This window comes from Caldisphaera lagunensis DSM 15908, assembly GCF_000317795.1.
GTDB lineage: Archaea > Thermoproteota > Thermoprotei_A > Sulfolobales > Acidilobaceae > Caldisphaera > Caldisphaera lagunensis.
This window is the reverse complement of the sequence record NC_019791.1, coordinates 825315-844971: the sequence shown is the minus strand read 5'-3', so window position 1 is coordinate 844971 and position 19657 is coordinate 825315. Positions and strand designations below refer to the sequence as shown.

At 28.8% G+C, this 19657-nt stretch carries 18 protein-coding genes; 7 read left to right on the top strand and 11 right to left on the bottom strand.

What is annotated here, in order from left to right; translation table 11 throughout:
• Positions 1-3: 3 nt before the first annotated feature.
• Positions 4-963, bottom strand: coding sequence for an aldo/keto reductase (locus tag CALAG_RS04135; protein ID WP_015232488.1), 960 nt, complete (start codon positions 961-963; stop codon positions 4-6).
• Between the two features lie 444 nt (positions 964-1407).
• Positions 1408-3369 carry a thioredoxin domain-containing protein gene (locus CALAG_RS04130; RefSeq protein WP_015232487.1) on the bottom strand — a complete coding sequence of 654 codons (1962 nt, stop codon included), beginning with the start codon at positions 3367-3369 and terminating at the stop codon, positions 1408-1410.
• A gap of 184 nt (positions 3370-3553) precedes the next feature.
• Between CALAG_RS04130 and amrB the strand changes: the two genes are divergently transcribed.
• From amrB to CALAG_RS04110, 4 genes are all read left to right on the top strand, one after another.
• Positions 3554-4402 (top strand): AmmeMemoRadiSam system protein B, encoded by an 849-nt coding sequence (gene amrB / locus CALAG_RS04125; RefSeq protein WP_048816884.1) that lies wholly within the window; start codon positions 3554-3556, stop codon positions 4400-4402.
• 50 nt (positions 4403-4452) lie between these two features.
• The gene (locus CALAG_RS04120) at positions 4453-5226 is read left to right on the top strand and encodes a hypothetical protein (RefSeq protein ID WP_015232485.1); all 774 of its coding nucleotides are present in this window, start codon (positions 4453-4455) and stop codon (positions 5224-5226) included.
• Positions 5227-5427: 201 nt separating this feature from the next.
• Positions 5428-6162 carry an isopentenyl phosphate kinase gene (locus CALAG_RS04115; RefSeq protein ID WP_015232484.1) on the top strand — a complete coding sequence of 245 codons (735 nt, stop codon included), beginning with the start codon at positions 5428-5430 and terminating at the stop codon, positions 6160-6162.
• Between the two features lie 161 nt (positions 6163-6323).
• Positions 6324-6797, top strand: a complete 474-nt coding sequence (locus CALAG_RS04110) for a vitamin K epoxide reductase family protein (protein ID WP_015232483.1) — start codon at positions 6324-6326, stop codon at positions 6795-6797.
• Positions 6798-6821: 24 nt separating this feature from the next.
• Here CALAG_RS04110 and CALAG_RS04105 read toward each other — a convergent pair whose 3' ends face one another.
• Together CALAG_RS04105 and CALAG_RS04100 are read right to left on the bottom strand one after the other, a co-directional pair.
• Positions 6822-7307 (bottom strand): hypothetical protein, encoded by a 486-nt coding sequence (locus CALAG_RS04105; protein ID WP_015232482.1) that lies wholly within the window; start codon positions 7305-7307, stop codon positions 6822-6824.
• A 57-nt stretch (positions 7308-7364) separates the two neighbouring features.
• Complete coding sequence (locus tag CALAG_RS04100) at positions 7365-7904, bottom strand: DUF998 domain-containing protein (RefSeq protein WP_015232481.1); 540 nt, start codon at positions 7902-7904, stop codon at positions 7365-7367.
• Positions 7905-8141: 237 nt separating this feature from the next.
• Here CALAG_RS04100 and CALAG_RS04095 point away from each other — a divergent pair, with 237 nt between their 5' ends.
• Entirely contained in the window at positions 8142-8666 is a 525-nt protein-coding gene (locus tag CALAG_RS04095) for a hypothetical protein (RefSeq protein ID WP_015232480.1), read from the top strand.
• A 45-nt stretch (positions 8667-8711) separates the two neighbouring features.
• Here the strand turns inward: CALAG_RS04095 and CALAG_RS04090 are convergent, their stop codons facing one another.
• Positions 8712-10895, bottom strand: coding sequence for a cbb3-type cytochrome c oxidase subunit I (locus tag CALAG_RS04090; RefSeq protein ID WP_048816735.1), 2184 nt, complete (start codon positions 10893-10895; stop codon positions 8712-8714).
• 115 nt (positions 10896-11010) lie between these two features.
• Between CALAG_RS04090 and CALAG_RS04085 the strand changes: the two genes are divergently transcribed.
• Positions 11011-11643, top strand: coding sequence for a helix-turn-helix domain-containing protein (locus CALAG_RS04085; protein ID WP_048816734.1), 633 nt, complete (start codon positions 11011-11013; stop codon positions 11641-11643).
• On the opposite strand, the gene CALAG_RS04080 is transcribed toward CALAG_RS04085, so the two are convergent.
• Positions 11605-12345, bottom strand: a complete 741-nt coding sequence (locus CALAG_RS04080) for a hypothetical protein (protein WP_048816733.1) — start codon at positions 12343-12345, stop codon at positions 11605-11607. The two genes, CALAG_RS04085 and CALAG_RS04080, sit on opposite strands and share 39 nt — an antisense overlap.
• A gap of 190 nt (positions 12346-12535) precedes the next feature.
• Between CALAG_RS04080 and CALAG_RS04075 the strand changes: the two genes are divergently transcribed.
• Positions 12536-12958: an SCP2 sterol-binding domain-containing protein gene (locus CALAG_RS04075; protein WP_048816732.1), complete on the top strand. Its 423-nt coding sequence runs from the start codon at positions 12536-12538 to the stop codon at positions 12956-12958.
• 1 nt (position 12959) lies between these two features.
• On the opposite strand, the gene CALAG_RS04070 is transcribed toward CALAG_RS04075, so the two are convergent.
• From CALAG_RS04070 to CALAG_RS04050, 5 genes are all read right to left on the bottom strand, one after another.
• Positions 12960-14123 (bottom strand): iron-containing alcohol dehydrogenase, encoded by a 1164-nt coding sequence (locus tag CALAG_RS04070; RefSeq protein ID WP_015232475.1) that lies wholly within the window; start codon positions 14121-14123, stop codon positions 12960-12962.
• Positions 14124-14133: 10 nt separating this feature from the next.
• A complete protein-coding gene (locus tag CALAG_RS04065; RefSeq protein ID WP_015232474.1) occupies positions 14134-15852 on the bottom strand; it encodes a thiamine pyrophosphate-binding protein in 1719 nt (572 codons plus the stop codon).
• A 71-nt stretch (positions 15853-15923) separates the two neighbouring features.
• Positions 15924-16808 (bottom strand): dimethylarginine dimethylaminohydrolase family protein, encoded by an 885-nt coding sequence (locus tag CALAG_RS04060; protein ID WP_245529215.1) that lies wholly within the window; start codon positions 16806-16808, stop codon positions 15924-15926.
• Positions 16809-16882: 74 nt separating this feature from the next.
• Positions 16883-17968 (bottom strand): MFS transporter, encoded by a 1086-nt coding sequence (locus tag CALAG_RS04055; RefSeq protein WP_015232472.1) that lies wholly within the window; start codon positions 17966-17968, stop codon positions 16883-16885.
• 364 nt (positions 17969-18332) lie between these two features.
• Complete coding sequence (locus CALAG_RS04050) at positions 18333-19652, bottom strand: purine-cytosine permease family protein (protein WP_015232471.1); 1320 nt, start codon at positions 19650-19652, stop codon at positions 18333-18335.
• Positions 19653-19657 lie beyond the last annotated feature (5 nt).

Sequence of the window (19657 nt, the reverse complement as noted above, 5' to 3'; positions counted from 1 at the left end):
ATTCTATTTATACATTTTTGTTTCATCAATACTTTCCTCATTTAATTTTTTAAAATAGGTATTATATACATCATCTATAGTCTGTAACTCATTTTCATTTAACTCCATATTATTATCTATTATTCTTGAATAAATATCGATCTCATCCTTAGAAGTTATATTAGGTAAAACTGATGAAACGTTTTTGTTTGACAAAACATACAATATTGCTATTTCATGCAACTTAAACCTGTTAATCTTTTTTTGCAATATTTCTGCACCCTTTAAGGCTTCTTCAATCCATTTCATATCCTTGAATTTTCTATGTAATTTACTATCAAATTTAAGAGGCCATTTCATATCATTTAGAACATCGCTAGCATGAGGTACTCTAATAAAGTGATCAATATTATTAAATCTAAGAAACTTTTCTCCAGGATATCTCTCGATAATGTTATAAATATGTTCTAAACTATGATACCCCATTTCTATTGATTTATATCCCTCTTCTTCCCAGCCTAAAGTTGGACCTAAAGAAATACCATATGATAATATTTTTCCTTCCTCTTTCAAATCATTCATAAATTCAAAAATTTCATTGTTTTTTATTATTTCCATTGTTGGATTATGAAGCATTAATATATCAATATAAGATGTATTTAATCTATTCAATGAATTATCAATAGCATCTTTTAAATAATTTAGATCAAACCTCCTTCTATTTGTTTTTAGATCATAACCAATCTTAGTTAAGATAACTATTTCTTCTCGATTATTTTTAAAAACATTACCTAATAATCTTTCTCCTTCTCCTTTACCATATATATCGGCAGTATCAAAAAAGTTTATGCCTTTTTCATAAGCATATGTTAAAATTTCCTCATTATTAACAACTCCGCCCCATTCATAAGAGACTAGGCTCCAAAGTCCAATACCAATCTCCGATACTTCTTTGTTTATACTTTTTAATTTTCTATATTTCATTATTGATTCCCATTTTGGAAAAAATTAAGGATAAATTTAAGATAGAATATAAATTTTTAAGTTAAAAATCATGAATAGAAAAGATAATAAAAGTTTTTTAAAATTATTATAGAAATAAAAAACATCTGCTATAATACTGCATTTGAGATTGAGAGATTATTTAGGTCCTTATCTGATATGCTTAAAACAATAGAGTTACTGAATATCTAAGTGTATATAAAACAATTAGGTAATTTTTACTATGTTGGATTTATTCTTAAACTTTAATAATCTACTCATTAAATGCCTACAACCCGTTAACGTAATCCCTCAAATTATAACTTGGAAACCAATTGGGTATTTTGTTTATTGCTATTTTGTTGTTATTCATGTTGTTAATAATTGTATGATCATCAAAATACTAATTCATTCTTTATCACTATTATCGTAATATAATCTAAAAAATTACAAAATATTTTTTAAATCATTTTCATTATATATTGGCATGCTACAAGTCTTTCCTTTACATACATAAATCCTTGAACGATTACCATAATTTATCATTTGTTTTATATATGAGGGTAACTCATCCCTTCTATCATCACTTATAACTTCAACAAATTTTAAAGGATAGTAGGTGAGCAATGAAGCCTTATGGAGCTTTTCAGCTCTACCATCTTTTTCATCTATAATAACGATGTGAGCAATTCCATTTATTAATGATTCAATACTTAATGAAAGGCCTGCATGAAATACTGGTTCCCTTTCTATAATAGATGGTAATGTCTTAATCATTTTTTCGTCAATTTCTGCTCTACCAGATTGATATAGTTTTAGCCAAGCCTTTATTGCTATTGAATTTGGTGATTCATTTGGTGAATCTGAAAAGTATATCATGTTTTCCTCATCATTACTTTTCTTCCCTCTCTTTTCCTTAAACCCAACATCGCTTTTATACTCCATCAGTTCATTAAATAAAGATAGAGCATCATAAAGATAAGATTGATCTCCAACAACCTCATATGCTGTTAAACATGCTGATAGAGATGATGAAATATCATCAATTATTTTTTCATTATCATCATTAATTCTCCTACCTGATTTCCTAAGCTTTTTAATAACAGATAAAGATTCATCAATCCCTTTATTCGTTATTGGGCTTGTTATCAACAAAGCTTCAGCAACTCTTGCATTTTGATAAGTGTATAAATTTTCATCTCTTAATGGTTTTTTCCAAGATGTTTTATAGTTCTTTAAACGTTTTCTTATCTCATTTAATATATTCCACGCTTTTTCCCTAGAATTTAATAAATGAGATAATTCATCAATTCCCATTTTTCTTGATAAGACCTTTCTACCTTCAATTTCAGGTAAATTATAAAAATCAAATATTTTTACTGAAATATCGAAAAGATCATCTAAAGCATCTTTAAACTCCTCTTCGCTATATGTATAGTATTTTCCTTCAATACCTTCAGAATCTGCATCAATACTGTTTGCAAATCCATCATCAATTTTCAATTCATTTAATATAAAATTTGTTATCATCATTAAAGCATCATAAATTTCATCATCTTTAGTTAAGATATATGCATTATAATAATCAATTAAAATTTCTGCATTGTCTATAGACAGTTTTTCAAAATGTGGTACCTTCCAGTATCTATCAGTTGAATACCTATGAAATCCTCCTGAAACTTGATCGAATATACCACCATAAAACATTTGCTTTAACGTCAATGTTACTGCATCTAAATATTTCTTTCCATCATTATTTCTCTTTCTATAATATTGTGATAACATGTAGATATCAACAGTTGGATGAGGAAACTTAATATCAGAATCAATTCCACCATAATTTAAATCGTATGATGTGTAAATGTAATTATTTATTTGATCAATAAAACCAGAATTTAATTTTCCTTCTTCTATATTATTCTGATTTCCAAATACTAAGCTTAATGAATTATTTATTATTTTATCCTTTTCTTCTTTCCATAATCTAATTATTTCTAATAAAACCTTCTTAAATCCTATCATGTTAAATGAGTCTTCTGGAGGGAAATATGTACCACCATAAAATACCCTTTTATCAGGGGTCATGAAAACAGTTAAAGGCCATCCACCTTGCCCAAATAAAGATGAAATTGCTATTTGAAGTTTCCTATCAACACTAGGCATTTCATCCCTATCAACTTTTATTGCAATAAAATTATCATTTATGATCTTTGCGATTTCCTCATTATTATAATTCTGTTCATCCATGACATGGCACCAATGACACCATGATGCTCCAACATCAACTAAAATCGGTTTGTTTTCTTTTTTCGCTAATTCAAATGCTTCTCTACCCCAAGGATACCAGTTTACTGGTTGATTTGATGAATCCCTTAAATACTGACTTTTTTCATTTTTTAGCTTATTCATAAAAACACCGCTAATATAATTAAATCAAATACTTATAATAAGTTGTATATATAAAATGATTTCCTATCTTATTATCACTTTGGTTAATTATTATAAAATATAAATTCTTAAGTTGAATATATTGAATAGAAAAGATAATAAAAGTTTGTCAACAATTATTATAAATATGGTGATATAATTGGCAATAAAAAGGATGCCTGCACATGCAGGTTCATTTTATCCATCAAAAAAAGATGATCTGATAAAATCAATAGAAAGCAGTTATTTACACAAACTAGGTCCTGGTATGCTACCAAATGCTGAAAGGGAAAGAAAAAAAGAAAGTATAGGATACATGGTTCCACACGCAGGTTATATTTATAGTGGACCAATAGCTGCTCATAGCTATTTCAATATTTCTAAAGAGGGGAAACCCAAGGTATTTATAATAGCTGGACCAAATCATACAGGATTAGGAGAAAACGCATCAGTATGGAAAGAAGGAATTTGGGAAACCCCTTTAGGAGAGGTTGAAGTTGATAGCGAAATTTCTAAACTATTAGTTTCATATTCAAAATATTTTACATTTGATGAAGAGGCACATATATATGAGCATTCAGTAGAAGTTCAAATTCCATTTTTGCAATACATATTTAAAGACATAAAAATTGTTCCTATAGTCATAAAATTACAGAATTATGAAGTTTCCTTAGACTTAGCAAATGCCCTTTATAGGATTATTACAGAAAATGGTGTAGATTTAATATATATAGCAAGCAGCGATATGAATCATTACGAGCCCTATGATATAACATATAAGAAAGACGAAATAGCATTAAAGAAAATTGAAAGCCTTGATACAGAAGGTTTATTTAAGGTATTGGATGAAAACAATATAACCATGTGTGGTCCAGGCCCTGTAGGGGCATTAATTCATTTAAGTAAAAAGTTAAATTCAAAAGCAGAGATCTTAAAGCATGCTACTTCAGGAGATATAACTGGAGAAAAGGATTGGGTTGTTGGCTATGCATCTGCTAGATTTTTTAAAACATAAGACCATCTAGTTTTTAAATTATAGAATTAACATAAAATATGATGATTAAAATGAAGCTAAAATCATACTCTTCAGCAATATTATTGGGATTCCCTATTCCTGAATCATCTAATCCATATATAGCAGTTCCAATAAAAGAAGTTACATTAAATATTAACATAAATAAATGCAATTCACCTCTTGTTTATTTAGAAAATTTTCCAAATGAACTAAATGAATATATTAAAAATTTCTGGATTAAACTTAACAATGGACTTGATGAAAGATTATGTGCAAATATTAAACTTGAGAATGATTTTAAGGATTCTACATATTCTGGTTTATATTCAGTTACAACATCATTGCTTCTTTATGCACTGGGAAAATATAATAATGAAACGTTAAGCGAAGAGGAAATCATTGAACTCTCAAGGATAACAGACAATATACAAGATCCTTCATGGGCAGCAGTGCTAGATTCATTAAGGTATTCATCTATAACAGGTAACACAGTTGTGTATAGAAATGATGAAGAAAATTCAACCCTAATTAAAACAATCTTCCCGATAAAATTTGATAAAGTAATTACTTTAAGGCAAAGATTAACTAAAGAAATGCTGGGAAATGATGTCTATGGAGCTATAATACACTTAATGGGAATATCAGTGTTGGAAGCTTCAATTAATATAAGAGAATTAAATAACTTTAATAAGGTCTTTAATAAATTCAGGATTATAACAGATTCTCTATCACAAATAGTTTGGGATTTAAAGACATCAGATAATTGCTTTTATGTACCAGGACTTCCAAACACTGCAGAAAAAATATGTATAGAAAATTTCTAACTTATTTCTAGCCATATACTAGTTTTCTAAATTATTGGTATTATATCTATTTTATATAAAATAGAATTAAAATTATGAAGAAATTATAGATACCTAAGGAAATCTTTTCTTGCAAATCAGATTAATGAGGAATTTATGAATAACAGAATTTAACGCAAAAAATAAAACAAAATAACCATTACCTATTTTTTGGGGAAAAGATTGGGCTGCAATAAAGTTGTTATAAAACTTGGAGGAAGCTTAATAACTGATAAATCAAATCCGCATACAGTAAATTGGGAATCTTTAAATGATGTAATAGATCAAATAGCGAGATTTCATAATAAATATGACTCTAAGATAGTATTAGTTCATGGTGGGGGTAGTTTCGGACATTATGAGGTCGAGAGGATTAAGAAAAACAAATCAATTATTGATAAGGTAGCAACTTCTGAAATACAAGAGTCTATGTTAACATTGGCCTTGGCAGTAATAAAATTACTTGTTAATTCGGGTATACCAGCATCGTTACATCCTGCTCACACAATCTGCAATACAAATAATGCGAAAAATTGCAATTATATGCCAATTATAAGAGATTTGAATAATGGTTTAATCCCGGTTACTTATGGAGATGCGATTTTTGATAATGAAGGCAAAATAATTAGTGGTGATGATTTATCAGTAGAGATATCAAATATAATAAATTCTGATTGTTTATTTTTTGCAACAGATGTGGAAGGAATATTAGACGAAAAAGGAAATCTAATAAAAGAAGTAAACAAGAATTATAAAATAACTATAATCAATAGGGCACAATTTGATGTTACAGGAGGTATTATAAGTAAAATTAATAAGGCATTTAATTCAAAATCATCAAATATAAGAATATTATCTGGGAAAAAATTGTTTAATGCATTAATAGGTGAAGATGTTGGTACAAGAATCATAAATTAAAGAGACTTCACCACTAAATTTTTTGAAACTTAATTAAATATAAAACTAAGATAAAAAAGGAAATCTAAACCATTAATTATTATAGATTTCCTAATTATAAAAATCTCTATATATAGAGACTTTTAAATACTATTAATATAATTCTGAGAAGGGGGAGTAAAGTGGAAAAGAATAAAGTTTTTTTAATATTCTTTTTAATATCTATCATTGGTATCATTACATCTTCAATATCTTTTTATTATGTTTATAAAGCTAATAGTTCCCCTCCTGCCTGCTATTTTTCTGGAAACCTATCTCAAACAAGCATTTCATTAGATTGTTTAAAAGTTTTAAAGAGTTCCTATTCTTCACTGCAAATAAAAATAGGAAATATCGTTATTAAAGAAAATTTAGACATATTAGCAATGATCTATTTTAGCATAGGTTTAATCTTTTCCCTACTAGTGTTAATTAAATATTCAATAATTGGAGAATTAATTTGGTCAATAATAGGATTCTTATTTGTACCATATTTAATTTATTTAGAAATATATAAAATTAGATCAATTTGTATTTATTGCACAACAATGCATATACTGATTATATCACAACTAATTTTATCTATTTATTTTTTCATAAAATTATCTAAAATTTAATTTTAAATTCAAAATTTAAAAAAGTTATTTCTGTTTTGCTCTATTTCTTAAAGATACCAGCGTTGCATAAGCTATAACTACAATACCCACTAAGCCAAGTAAAAATCCTAGAATTATTGATAAATAGGAAGGCCATAGAATTATTCCTACAACAGCATAACCTATTTTTAATTGGTTTGTATAATTATTAATCAAACTAATTGTTCCATTAGTCGTAGATGGGGCAATCCACGTTCCGTTATATCCAGCTTGAGCTAAGGTTTGGTTATTCAGTAACAACTTCAAGGGATTTGTTGCATTATAAACTAATATTTTTCCTGATGAAATCTCAATGCTTAAACTTTGATTTGGTAACAATAAATAAACAGTCGAATTAATTTGTCTTTGGGCTTCTCTTATTGAATTAGAAAATGTATATTGCAATACATATGGTGATACCAAAAACAACAAGATAATTGCAACTGCTATTATTACTATACCTATAGTAAATAACCTCCTTGCATTGGGCATTTAAATTTACCTCAGATTTTAAATAAAGAAGAAAGATTATAAATAGATAGTTTTTTATTATTTACTACTCATTAAAAAACCTGAAAAGCCTAAAGCCCATATCAGATTGGGATAAACAATTAATCTTTCCATTCCCCCATAATCTATTGGCCCATAAATTTTTAATATATATAAAATTAAAGAAATTAACCCTATTGAGCCCATTATTGGCCAAAGGTAATTTTTATTTGATCTATAAGTAAAAGCAACATATGAAGAAAGGGACGAAAAAAGGAAAACTACAAGTGACATTAAAGTATGCAAATGATATGGAGAGGTTTCAGGAAATATTCCAACACCCGCAGCTCCAATTCCAGATAAAATTAAGAAAACTTGCAAAATCTTATTTTTCAAAAAAAAGCTAGATATTATCAATAGTAAACCCATGATTATAATAGATGTATTAAAAATATAGGCAGTAGAGCCTACACCTAAATCACTTATATAGTTTTTGGAAACACTATATCCAGGATATAGTGCCTCTGATACAATCATAAATAATAAAAATTGGGAAACACCTAAAAAGATAAGAATTCCAGATAATTTTTCTTTATTCATATTTGTGCACCATATCTTATACATATGATTAAAAATATAAATTTTTGTTTAAATTTCAAACATTATTATTTTACTACAAAAATTAAAATCTATTAGCATGAAATTTTGGAAAATTTCTACACTTAATAATCTTAGTTATTTATTTTTGATCTAATATTAGTGGGATTTATGTTATATATTTTTGATATAGTAATATTTAAATATTACTTATTTTTAATAAATCATGGTGAGACATAGGTGGGTGCATTAGCAAATACAGCTATGAATACTCTTTTTTGGGAAGCAGGAGTTATGACTTTAATAATAGGTTTTGTTAATATAGGAATTGGTGGGAACAAAATAAATCCAAAGGATTTTGGTATAGTGATCCTAAGCGGTGCATTAATGGAAACTCTAGCCTTATCTTTCGTTATAGAAGATAGAGCAGTATTTGATGCTACAGTTGCTGCTGCATTTGTGTTACTTTTATGGATGATATCAATAGCTTTAATATTAGGGGGAACAAATCTTTATGTTATTCAACATGCATTATGGTTTACTGGAATATTATTCTTTGGGTTTGCAACATATACAGCTTACCTTCATCTAATATTCATAACAATAATATTGTATCTCTTAGTTCCAGTAACAGTTTTTCTATCTCTTCACGGATATACTGGAAAAGCAGTATATGCTAAAATAGCAGGATATTGTTCAGCAATTGATGGATTCCTATTTTTAGTTTTAGCATTTACTGGAGCAATAGGAGTTGTATTACCTTAAATTAAAAAATAAAATTTTTATTTTTTATTAAGGGATTTATCAGATCTATGATTTTATTGCTTTTGGAAATCTTATCAACATAAGCAATATAACTATAGCTATAGCGGAAGCAGCTGTTAAATCGCCTATCATTCTTAACCAAATTAGGTTTTGAACTATTTGTAAATTCCAGAAGCCAATATGACCGTTTGGAGTAGTTAATGTTTTTATATACCAAAATCCATATTTTAATTCATAAATCCATTGTAATATACCTAATGGTAATAATGAGATCAACGCCTGTAAATAAAAGCCAACAGTATATACTATTGATGCTATCGATAAATACTTTAAATCTCTCTCATTAAATCCGCCTGACAATGTATATGCGACTACCCACATTAATATGGTTGGCAATCCATATGCCAATGGAAATGCTAAATGAGCATGTGCCATGGTAAATTGTAGATCATGAGTAAAGTAATTAATTATAGGTGCATTTATCAAACCTGCCCCAAAAACTGTTACTCCAACACTACCTCCTATTCCTGCCGCTAAAACAAAAGTAATTAAGGTCTTTTGGAATTGATTTAATGCATTTCCCTTATTTCTTCTGGCTGCTAATATTACATATGCCATGGCCATTCCTAATGGTATTGCCTCTAACACGCTAAGGATAGCACCTATGTACATCCAAACAACTGGAAATCCTGTCCAATAATAATGATGTGCAGTACCAATCATTCCAGTTAATATTTCTGTAACTGCATCTATCGTTACAACAACTTTTGCAAGACCAGCTGGAATTAGACCTTGCAAAACCAAAAGCAACGTTAAAACAGCTATAACTATTCCAGGCCAGAAACCTTCAACATTGGCATGAACAAATATCCATCTGAAAAATTCATCCTCAGTGAAATATGGCCATGGTTTTACTATAGGTAATGCACCAATAAATATACCTATTGCATCACCAAGAAGTAAATATGATAAAACTTTTGAAAATGGTTTTAATAGATCAACAGTTATTTTAGATGCCTTATAGAAAAGATATGAAACATATAGCAATAGGGCAGTAATTAGGATAAGCCAGAATGATCCTACCTCGATAACATCTCTTCCTTCTGCACCAAATATAAACCACCAAGGTGAAGGTATTAGTTGTAAATAACTTGCCCAAACTCCCAGTAGGGAACCGAGAGCAGTAAATATTCCTAGAGCTATTATAATTATCATTGTTTTTCTAGATATCTTTAAGCCAAAATAAGGTAAAACAAATAGAGAAAACATAACCCAGGTTAATGAAATCCAATATATTGCAAGCCAAATATGAAGAGCCCTTGCTACATTAAATGGTAAGAGAGAGAGCAAATCTAATCCATATAAATTCGGCGTTGAATATAAATGCATAACATAAGCACCTAATAATCCTTGGACCCCTGAGCCTATAGCAGCAATAAGCATAACCCAAAGTGCCAATTTCTGATCTTTATTTGGCTTTGGAAGATCAACTTTTACAACTGGATCATTCCAATGTGATAATAATTCCCTAATTATATATACTATAAGAGGTATGCCAACAGCAAAAATAGCCCCAACCATTGCAAAGGTAGAAAAATATGCGTTATTTGTTGGAGATGTTAAACCAATTGTATAAGGAAATCCATTAGTATATCCCATCATAGATATTAATGCAGACCATGTGAAATAAGCGGTTAAATCTTGAATTACCGTTTTATTTGTTATCAAATCTGGTTTTAATCTATATTGTGAAGAATTTGGACCTAAATAAATAGAATAGTAATTAATAGCATAATAATATGCATTACCAAATTGATTGCTAACTACTATGGTATTATTTTGTTTATAATACGTTGGGTCTAAATAGTCTTTTATCTCATTTAATTCTGTTGCATTATATGATGAGGGCATGTTGTTTTGAGATACTGGATCCAAGTAAGTCTGTTTTGCTATAGAATCTTGCATTAATCTTAGAGTATATCCAGTAAAGTCAGTACCAAAATATGCACCCATTCCTTCAATGCTTCCATAATCCATTAATCCATATTTTTGGAAATAATACTTCCCCATAATTATTTGCTGTTTTGTAAATAGAACAGTTCCATTTTGAGTTATAACCTCGTTAGGTACTGGTGGGAAATTTCTAAATGTATATGCATAAAGAGCAAATGCAAATATGAACACAAATATTACTGCAATCAACACTAACCTTGTACTATTATTTTGCATTTGGCTCACCAAGTTGTAATAATAATTTTTATCTATATAGATTAAATCCTAATCTTTTAGGAATTTTCAATATAAATTATTAGCCCTTTCTCGCTTAATTATTTTGGTGATCAAATTGGTATACTTAACAAAGGCAAAAATTAAAATTTATAGAGATGATTGCGAAGTAACAAATGAAATTTATGAAAAAGGATTAAGATTTAAGCATTTAAAGGTAAAACCAGGAATTGATGAAAGTGTACACATTATAAAGTTTGAAAAGCCTATAGAAAAAGAAACATTAAAGGGATTTAAAAATGTATTTGAATTAAATGAATACACAATACTAGTAACAGCTAAGAGCTGTAGCGCATGTAAATTAATGTCATTGGTAAATCTATTGATCCTTTCTGCTGAGCCCGATAGCAATAACAGCATAACTTATACTGTATTGGCAAAAAGCAATCAGCTAAACGAGGCTATAGAAAAATTCAAAGAAAGTGGATTAAGAGTAGAAATCATTAGTAAAGAAAGGCCTAAAAACACAGATTTAAGTCAGAAACAAATAAGAGCAGTATTAACAGCATATAAAATGGGATATTTTTGTAAAGATAGAAAAGCTACTTTAACTGAAGTTGCTAATTCCCTTAATGTAAAACCGTCATCATTAGAGGATGTATTAAGAAAAGGATTAGAAAAAATATTGACAAGTTATTTTTTAGACCAAGGTTTAATTGATGAAGATGATGTTGAGATTTATTGGTGTTAAGAACAAATTATATAACATAATCCCTATTAAAATAAACGATAGGCTTGAATACATTCCAATTTTCCCTATTTTCTTTATTTCTTTTACATTCCTTAATTTTTCCCCAGATAATATTAGCGCTGATATAGGAAAAGTGTATAGTAAAATTAGATCATAATAACCTAATAGATAAGTTATAGCGATTCCAAGAGATATTATAATCAATGGATATCCTATCGTACTTACCTTATCAATCTTTCTAAAAGGAAGTTTATATTCCACAATAACTGAGAGAGTTAGTGTAAAAATTATCCATGACAAAATTATTAAAAATTGTTCTACATTTATATTTGATATCATTAAGAGCCATATTAGAGATAAAGAGGCAATAAATGTACTCCCTATTATGTTAGATAAAACAAATTTTTTCTTAAAAGAAAATATTAAATATAATATTAATAAAGAAATTGGCATAATTAAATAAAAATTGTTTAGCTTTAACATAATTATGTAAGGTATAAACAGTATAACTAACAATATTAAATCTTTTAAATTTAATTTGGTAACTTTTAATCTTAAATAATTAAATGCATATATATCTATAATTCCATTTATTAACACTAATGGAACAAATATGGATATTTTTCTTGCTAGTCCTATAGCTAATGCTAAGGAAAGTATCATAGAAGACATTAAACCATGCGCCATAGGTCTCTTTTCCATGATCCCACAATATTACAAAAAATAGGTAATGTAAATATGGTTTAACCTAATATATTAGGTTTTTAACATTGTAATTTACATTAAAAATTCAATTCAAATAGCTATCATGTATAATGTTTTATTTAATTTTTAATTAAATTAAAAAAAGGTTTTATAGCTAAGAAAGCATATTAAATATTGGGTGACAAAAGTGGGAAATGTAGAATTTCCTAGTAAAGAATGGTCTGAGATATTCTGTAAAAAAATAAATGAAAATAATAACTATAAAAATGCAGCTAAGGGATGGAAATGGCCATTGATGTTTAAAGTTATAAAATTGCCAGAAGATTTACAGAAAAAATATCCAAGCGGGACTATTGGAATTAAGGCAGACCTGTTTGAAGGTCAATGTAGGGGAATTGAATTTTATGATGATGCAAGCAAAGGTAATGCTGATTTTGTTTTAACTGCAGAATACAATGATTGGATGAAAATACTTACCGGTGAACTTAACCCTGTTACTGCAATTTTGCAAGGAAAATTGAAATTAGAAAAAGGATCTATGGCTACTGTTATGAGATTTCCATCTGCTGCAGTTGAATTAGTTAAATCAGCACAAGAAGCTTCTAAATAAATCAATATATTTTGCTTAATAATTCTTTTATTTCCTCAAAACTAGGAGTTATTGGATTAAATGCTAAATCAGGGTCTCTTAATGCGAGTTCTGTAATTTCTTCAATTTTTCTCATATAATTATTTTTATCAATACCAATATCTCTTAACCTCAAAGGTTGACCAATTTTATTATATAAATCTATTAAATGATCTTTTAAATTATTCCTTTCTTGAAATCCATCTATTTTTTCTAATACAATTTTTATCTCATCATATTTTGATCTTGCAAAGTCGCTTTTATAATTATATTCAATAACATATGGCATTATTATTGAAACTGCCATTCCATGGGGTATATCAAATAATGATCCTAATGGGTGGGCTATAGCATGAACAAGCCCAACCCCAGAATTTGAAAAAGCAATACCTGATAATGTTGCAGCTAAATGAAGATTAGCAAGGGATTCATCACTACGCGTCATAACTGCATCAGGTAAATATTTAAAAAACATTCTAGCAGATTGAATTGCTAGACCTTCAGTTAATGGATTCGAGTTTATAGCTACAATCCCTTCTAAATCATTTGCTAAACCATCTATAGCAGTTATTATAAGTTGCTTTTTTGGGAGAGTCTTTAAAAAAGTAATATCTAATATACTTTCATACGGAACCAACTCATAGTTTCCAGAAGCGTATTTTATTTCATTATTATTTTCCTTAATTTTTAATACATAAGCAAAGCTTGCATCGCTCCCTGTTCCAGATGTAGTAGGTATTACAACAAGCAATGGTTTTTTATTTTCTATATTTAAAGATAAAAAGGGAGAAATGTCTTGGCTATTTATATCAGGCCTAAGAATTTTAGCTCTCAGTATTTTTGAAACATCTATTACGCTACCCCCACCTATGGAAACTATCAAATCAGGAACATAGCCTCCCATAGATTCAATAATCTTGTTTACAATATCAATATTTGGCTCGGGAATTATTTCTGAATATACTTTTATATTAATACCATTCTTAGTTAGCTCATTAACAAGACTAACAAATGAGTCTGTTTTTTCAATAATTTTATCTGTTACTATTAAAAAATTCTTTAAATTTAACATTGTGGACAAATTTAATAATTCTTCTGATGCATTTACATTATAAGCAATTCTCCTCGGCATAGAAAATATTACCATGATCTAACACCTATGAGGGGATTTCCACTCCTTCAAGCCATATACCAGCTAATATTTCAAAGTGAGGAGGTATTGCATTTTTATCAATAACAACATTTATTACTGATGATTTTTCATAACTAATAGATCTTTCTAAGGCCTTTCTTATCTCTTCAGGTCTTGTAACATATTCTCCATGGCATCCCATAGCCTCTGCTATTAAATCATATCTAATATCAGAAAATTCAACGCCAACATATCTTTTACTGTAATATAGTGTTTGACCTGATTTAATCATACCCCATGAACTATCATTAAGTACAATAAAAGTTATCTTTAGATTTTCTCTACAAACAGTCTCTAGTTCAGCTATGTGAAATCCAAAAGCACCATCACCGGTAATCACATAAACTTGTTTATCTGGATTTGCGAGCTTTGCAGCTATTCCATAAGATATCCCTGAGCCTAAATGACCAGAATCACCACTAGCGGAACTCAAGTAAGTTCTAGGAACATATATTTTATTTAAATACGAGGCCCATACTGTTGTGTTACCTCCATCTATTACTGAAATTGAGTCCTTTGGGAAGAATTCTCTTACTTCTCTAACAACTCTTAATGGGTGAATTGGTATTGAATTGGAATAGGATAAATCTTCCATACCTTTCAAATACTCAATTTCTGACTTTTTATATTCAGCCAATTTTTCAGGATATTCTTTTTTAGGCGAGGTATACTTTTTTACTGCATCTAATAATTGTGATAGAACCACCTTTAAGTCTCCTACAATACCTATATCAACAGGTCTGTTTAATCCGATATCATCTCCAGTTATATCAATATGGATCGTTTTTTGTTGCCTAAAGTCACCCCATGCTGGAGGTTTACCCCAATAATCAAGATCGCCCAATCTTGATCCAGCTATTAACGCAACATCTGCCTCCGATTGTGCAGCCAAAGCGCCTGGTAATGATGGCAATAATAAAGAAGGATAATCTTCTGGTATGCTTCCCCTTCCTCCTATTGATGTAGTTACAATTGCTTTCAAATAATCTATCAATTTAATAGCTTCTTCTGTTGCATTTGATCTTAATACACCTCCTCCCAAATGTATTAATGGCATTTTTGCTTTAGCTAAAATCCTAGCTGCCTCATCAATCAAATTTGGATCCCCTGCAGGACCCCTTATTGATCTATAATTTTCAGGCTTTAACAAATAAACATCATTTTCATCTCCAGTTTGATATAAAACATCTACTGCTACATCCAAGTGAACAGGTCCTGGTCTTCCAGTTAAGGCTTTTCTAAATGCCCATTGTAATAATTCTGGAATCCTGTTCCAATGGGAAATATATGCATTCCATTTTGTTATTGGCTTTAATAGATTTATTTGATCTAATGCTTGCATTGAGCCATGATCTGGATAGGATTTCCATGATTGATTTTGTGCTGTAATTATGATCATAGGTATTCCTTCAGCAAAGGCTGGATATACTCCACCTATAAGATTTGCAGCTCCTGGACCAACAGTTGCAATAACAACACCTGGCATGTTTGTTATTCTGGCATAACCATCAGCAGCATGGGCAGCGGCAGCCTCATGATGAAATGTTATGAATTTTATTTTATCATCATTATAAAAAGCATCTAATAATGGATATAATTGATCTCCAGGTACACCAAAAACATACTTAACTCCCTCATTAACAAGGATTCTTTTAATTAATTCACCACCTGTAATTTTAACCATATTAACACCAATTTATAAATTATTAAAAAGAGATTATATACGTTATAGTATACAGTTATTCATAATAATTATCAATTAGAAATTAGATCTCTTTTTATTTGACCTGTAACGCAGTGTATACCTCCTCCTCCTTTAACTATCTCATCTATTTTAATTTCCAAAACATCAACAGCATTTTCTTCTAAAACTTTTCTAATAGGATCGCATCCCTCCCCAATTAATATTTTATTTGGCTCTAAAGCTACAGTATTTAAACATAACTTTGTTTTTAAGTTGGTAGAGATATCAGAATATTCTACAGTTATTATGTTAAATCCCAAATTTTTAAGTTCATTGGCTACATCCCATGGAAACATTTGCCTTATTGTAATAATTGTATCTTCGTTTATTTGAGATACATATTCATCAATATGGATCCTAGCGATAGGTGTTTGTATTACAAATATATTATTAAATCCCATATCTCTCAGTAAAGAAATGAAGGATTCAACTCCGCTCTTATTATTTCTTTCTCCTATTCCTACAAGAGCTACATCTTTCCTTAATATTAATGCATTTCCACCTTCAAATATTTCATTATTTTGCATTTTCTTAACTATTGGCACATTTAGTTTATTTAAATATTCTTCGTATACTTTTTCTTCTCCCCTCCTTACATCATATTTAAAATTAGCTATTATTGCTCCCTTTGGAGTCATTAAAAATGGATCTCTAGCATATACCCCATTTGGCTTATCCTCAAGATCTTGAACTAGATTTATTTTTACCCCTTCTTTTTTATATAAATCTATTAAATCAGTTATTTCCTTTTTAAACTCATTTGGATCTACAACTGAAGAAAAAAGATAACTACGGTAATTATTTTCATTTACGATTTCCAGCTCTTTCCCAGGGACATGCATCATTATTTCTCTTAATTTCCCTACCTCTGAATCTAAATAAATCATGCACCTCATTCCTCCCTCCAATATCATTAATAGCCTAGGGAATATTTAAAATAGCGCTAAAATTTAGATTGGTTTTATAAATACTATTTAATATCTTTAAAAAGAATATAAAATCCAGCTGTAGCAATTGAATATAAAACAGATGTTATAAAAAATGGTAAATTTAAATAACCTAAATAGAAGAAATATCCTCCTATAGAAGGACCTACAGATCTTGGTATGGAATCTAAAAAATTTATTAAACTTTGAGCTCTAGCTCTTTCTTCACTTGGTATCAATTTCATAACAAAAGAACTAAAAATTGGACCAGTCATATTCATAAATGAATTTCTTACGATAAAAATAATTGATGCTTGATAAAAATTTTTTGAAAATGGAAGCAAGATTAGCAACACAATCCCAATAATATGAGTATAAACTATTGATTTAACTTTACCAAAGTATTGAGAAATTTTTGGTGAAAATAAAGTTGAAACTGCTAAGACTCCATTTGAAATAGCAAATATGGGACTCATCTGAGATGCAGTCATACCAAATTTTAGGTAAAACCATAATGATATGATAGGCAATATCAATCCTGCTCCAAGACCAACGAATGATTCTATTGAGAATTTTAATACGTTTTTTATTGATTTAAGCCTAAAATCTACCCTACCTGATCCTTTATATTCTTCTTTAACAAAAGAAATTAAAATTGTAGAAGTTAAAAGAATGAATAAGTTAAATAGAATAACAAGTCTTAACCTAATAAATAATGGAAGCATTGCACCAAATATTGATAAAAATGTATTTAATGAGTAGGACAAGCTATAATTTTTCTCAAGATTTTGTGATTTTTCAGCCATTAATGCACTGATTAATCCTCCCCCACTCATAACACTTATAATTAATAAGCCAAATGGAAATCTTAGGAATAGTAAAAAATAACCAAATATACTAATGCCTCTATTTATTATTGCTAATTTCTTTCTTCCGTAAGCATCACCTAAGGATGCATAAACCAATGAAAGAAATGAACCAATTAACATCTGGCCAGTTATTAAAAAACCAATTTGAGCAGAATTCAAACCTAGCTCATTTAGATATAAAGGGTTAACTAATTGAGATGATCCAAATATAATGCCATTTATTGCCATTGATGAAATTAATAGTATCTCATCTTTCTTCATTATTCTCTAGCCTGCTTTGAGACAAAATAATCTTATTTTTATTCGTTAATATCTTTTACATCAATGTTTTAAATTAAATAAGTTTATATAACTATGCCTTAATGCTAATTTTGTTTCAAATTTTTTGCCAAAAAATTCAGAGTTAAATTAATTGTTTAAGAAATTAAAGGATTAGAATGCCAAGTTAATATACGAAAGCATTAAAAAATTATTCTTATATAAAACGTTATGCGATTAAATTAAATTTTATTGTATATAAAGAATTTCATAAAATTTATTAGTTTTATTCTTATATGATAATAAAAATTAAAATCTATATAATTTATAATAATTCATAATATTAGTTTATGCGAGTTATTTTTCTTTAGAGAATGAAACTTTTTTTCCTATTACCTATTGTTAAAATTAAATATAAAATCATAGAAACAAAGAAAGAAACAAAATAACTTATATCAGCTCCGCCTAGCATTTTAGCAATAATTCCTTCATATGATAAGCCATAAGACGTTAAATTCATAAATGGCAAAGATATAAGCAATGCTACTATATAAGATATTATTGGCTTATAATCATTATCTATTGGATCTAATCTAATCCTTTTTCTTATAAAAAATGAAGCTATTAAAATTCCAGCCCATGGCATAATCCAATAGTCTAACGTTAATAGAAAGTTCTCATAATACATTTCAAACCCTATCACGCTTCCTATGTATGCTAATAAAAATCCTATAATTGCACCAGCCAATGCGGCATAAACCCTTTTAAATTTATAACTCAATGTTTGGGCTGATAAAGAATTGGAATAAAGATTTAATGCATTTGCTGATAATCCACCTAATACAATAGATATCAATGCTATTACTGATAAATATTTCCCTATAACCTGCGAAGTTGCTTGCATAATATTTAAGCTAGGATTTCCTGATGCTATATAAATTACTGTACCCGCAACTTCTGTCCAAATTCCAGCTATTGCACTTCCTAATGTAGCATATAATATAATTTTTTTCATGCTCGTATTTTCTGGTAAATATCTGGTATAATCACTAGCATAGGGGGCCCATGACACCATGTATGAAAAAACTCCTGCAAAAACTATTGCTGCCAAATAAGGTGAAAATATTACATTTTTATTATAATTTAACATAATACTTCCATTTATTTTTTCTAAAGAAATAATAATCAAAAAAAGAAATAAAGCACCCAGTATTATTGACATGGCTCTTTCAAAACTATGTAACATATCAATTCCATATATTCCTATAATAGCCATTATTACAACATTTATTAACAGAGAAGCATAATAAGGTATTTTTACTATTTCAACAAGTGCTTGAGCACCTATTATTACATTAACAGAGAACCAACCAAGAGTTGAAAGCCATTGTGCAAAAGAAAATACCTTATTTATTTTTTTCCCATATACTGTTCCTGATATCATCATTTGTGGCAAGCCAAACTTAGGGCCCATTGAAGACAAAAGTCCAACTATAAGACCAGCAATTATATTAGAAAATATAACTATAAAAATTATCCATGGCAAAGGGAGGCCATATAAAAAGCTTCCAAGGGCAAAATCTGCAATTGTTAAATTAGATGCAAGCCATATTATAAAGATTGATATTGGTTTACCATGCCTTGATTCTTTTTCTACTCTTTCAACCCCCCTCCATTCTATTGACAAATTCT

Excerpts from the sequence above, each read along its gene's own strand:
- CALAG_RS04080 (WP_048816733.1), bottom strand. The coding sequence starts at position 12,345 with ATGGAAAAGAGACCTATGGCGCATGGTTTAATGTCTTCTATGATACTT.
- CALAG_RS04135 (WP_015232488.1), bottom strand. The coding sequence starts at position 963 with ATGAAATATAGAAAATTAAAAAGTATAAACAAAGAAGTATCGGAGATT.
- CALAG_RS04130 (WP_015232487.1), bottom strand. The coding sequence starts at position 3,369 with ATGAATAAGCTAAAAAATGAAAAAAGTCAGTATTTAAGGGATTCATCA.
- CALAG_RS04120 (WP_015232485.1), top strand. The coding sequence starts at position 4,453 with ATGAAGCTAAAATCATACTCTTCAGCAATATTATTGGGATTCCCTATT.
- CALAG_RS04070 (WP_015232475.1), bottom strand. The coding sequence starts at position 14,123 with ATGGTAATATTTTCTATGCCGAGGAGAATTGCTTATAATGTAAATGCA.
- CALAG_RS04090 (WP_048816735.1), bottom strand. The coding sequence starts at position 10,895 with ATGCAAAATAATAGTACAAGGTTAGTGTTGATTGCAGTAATATTTGTG.
- CALAG_RS04065 (WP_015232474.1), bottom strand. The coding sequence starts at position 15,852 with ATGGTTAAAATTACAGGTGGTGAATTAATTAAAAGAATCCTTGTTAAT.
- CALAG_RS04055 (WP_015232472.1), bottom strand. The coding sequence starts at position 17,968 with ATGAAGAAAGATGAGATACTATTAATTTCATCAATGGCAATAAATGGC.
- CALAG_RS04105 (WP_015232482.1), bottom strand. The coding sequence starts at position 7,307 with ATGCCCAATGCAAGGAGGTTATTTACTATAGGTATAGTAATAATAGCA.
- CALAG_RS04060 (WP_245529215.1), bottom strand. The coding sequence starts at position 16,808 with ATGAGGTGCATGATTTATTTAGATTCAGAGGTAGGGAAATTAAGAGAA.
- CALAG_RS04100 (WP_015232481.1), bottom strand. The coding sequence starts at position 7,904 with ATGAATAAAGAAAAATTATCTGGAATTCTTATCTTTTTAGGTGTTTCC.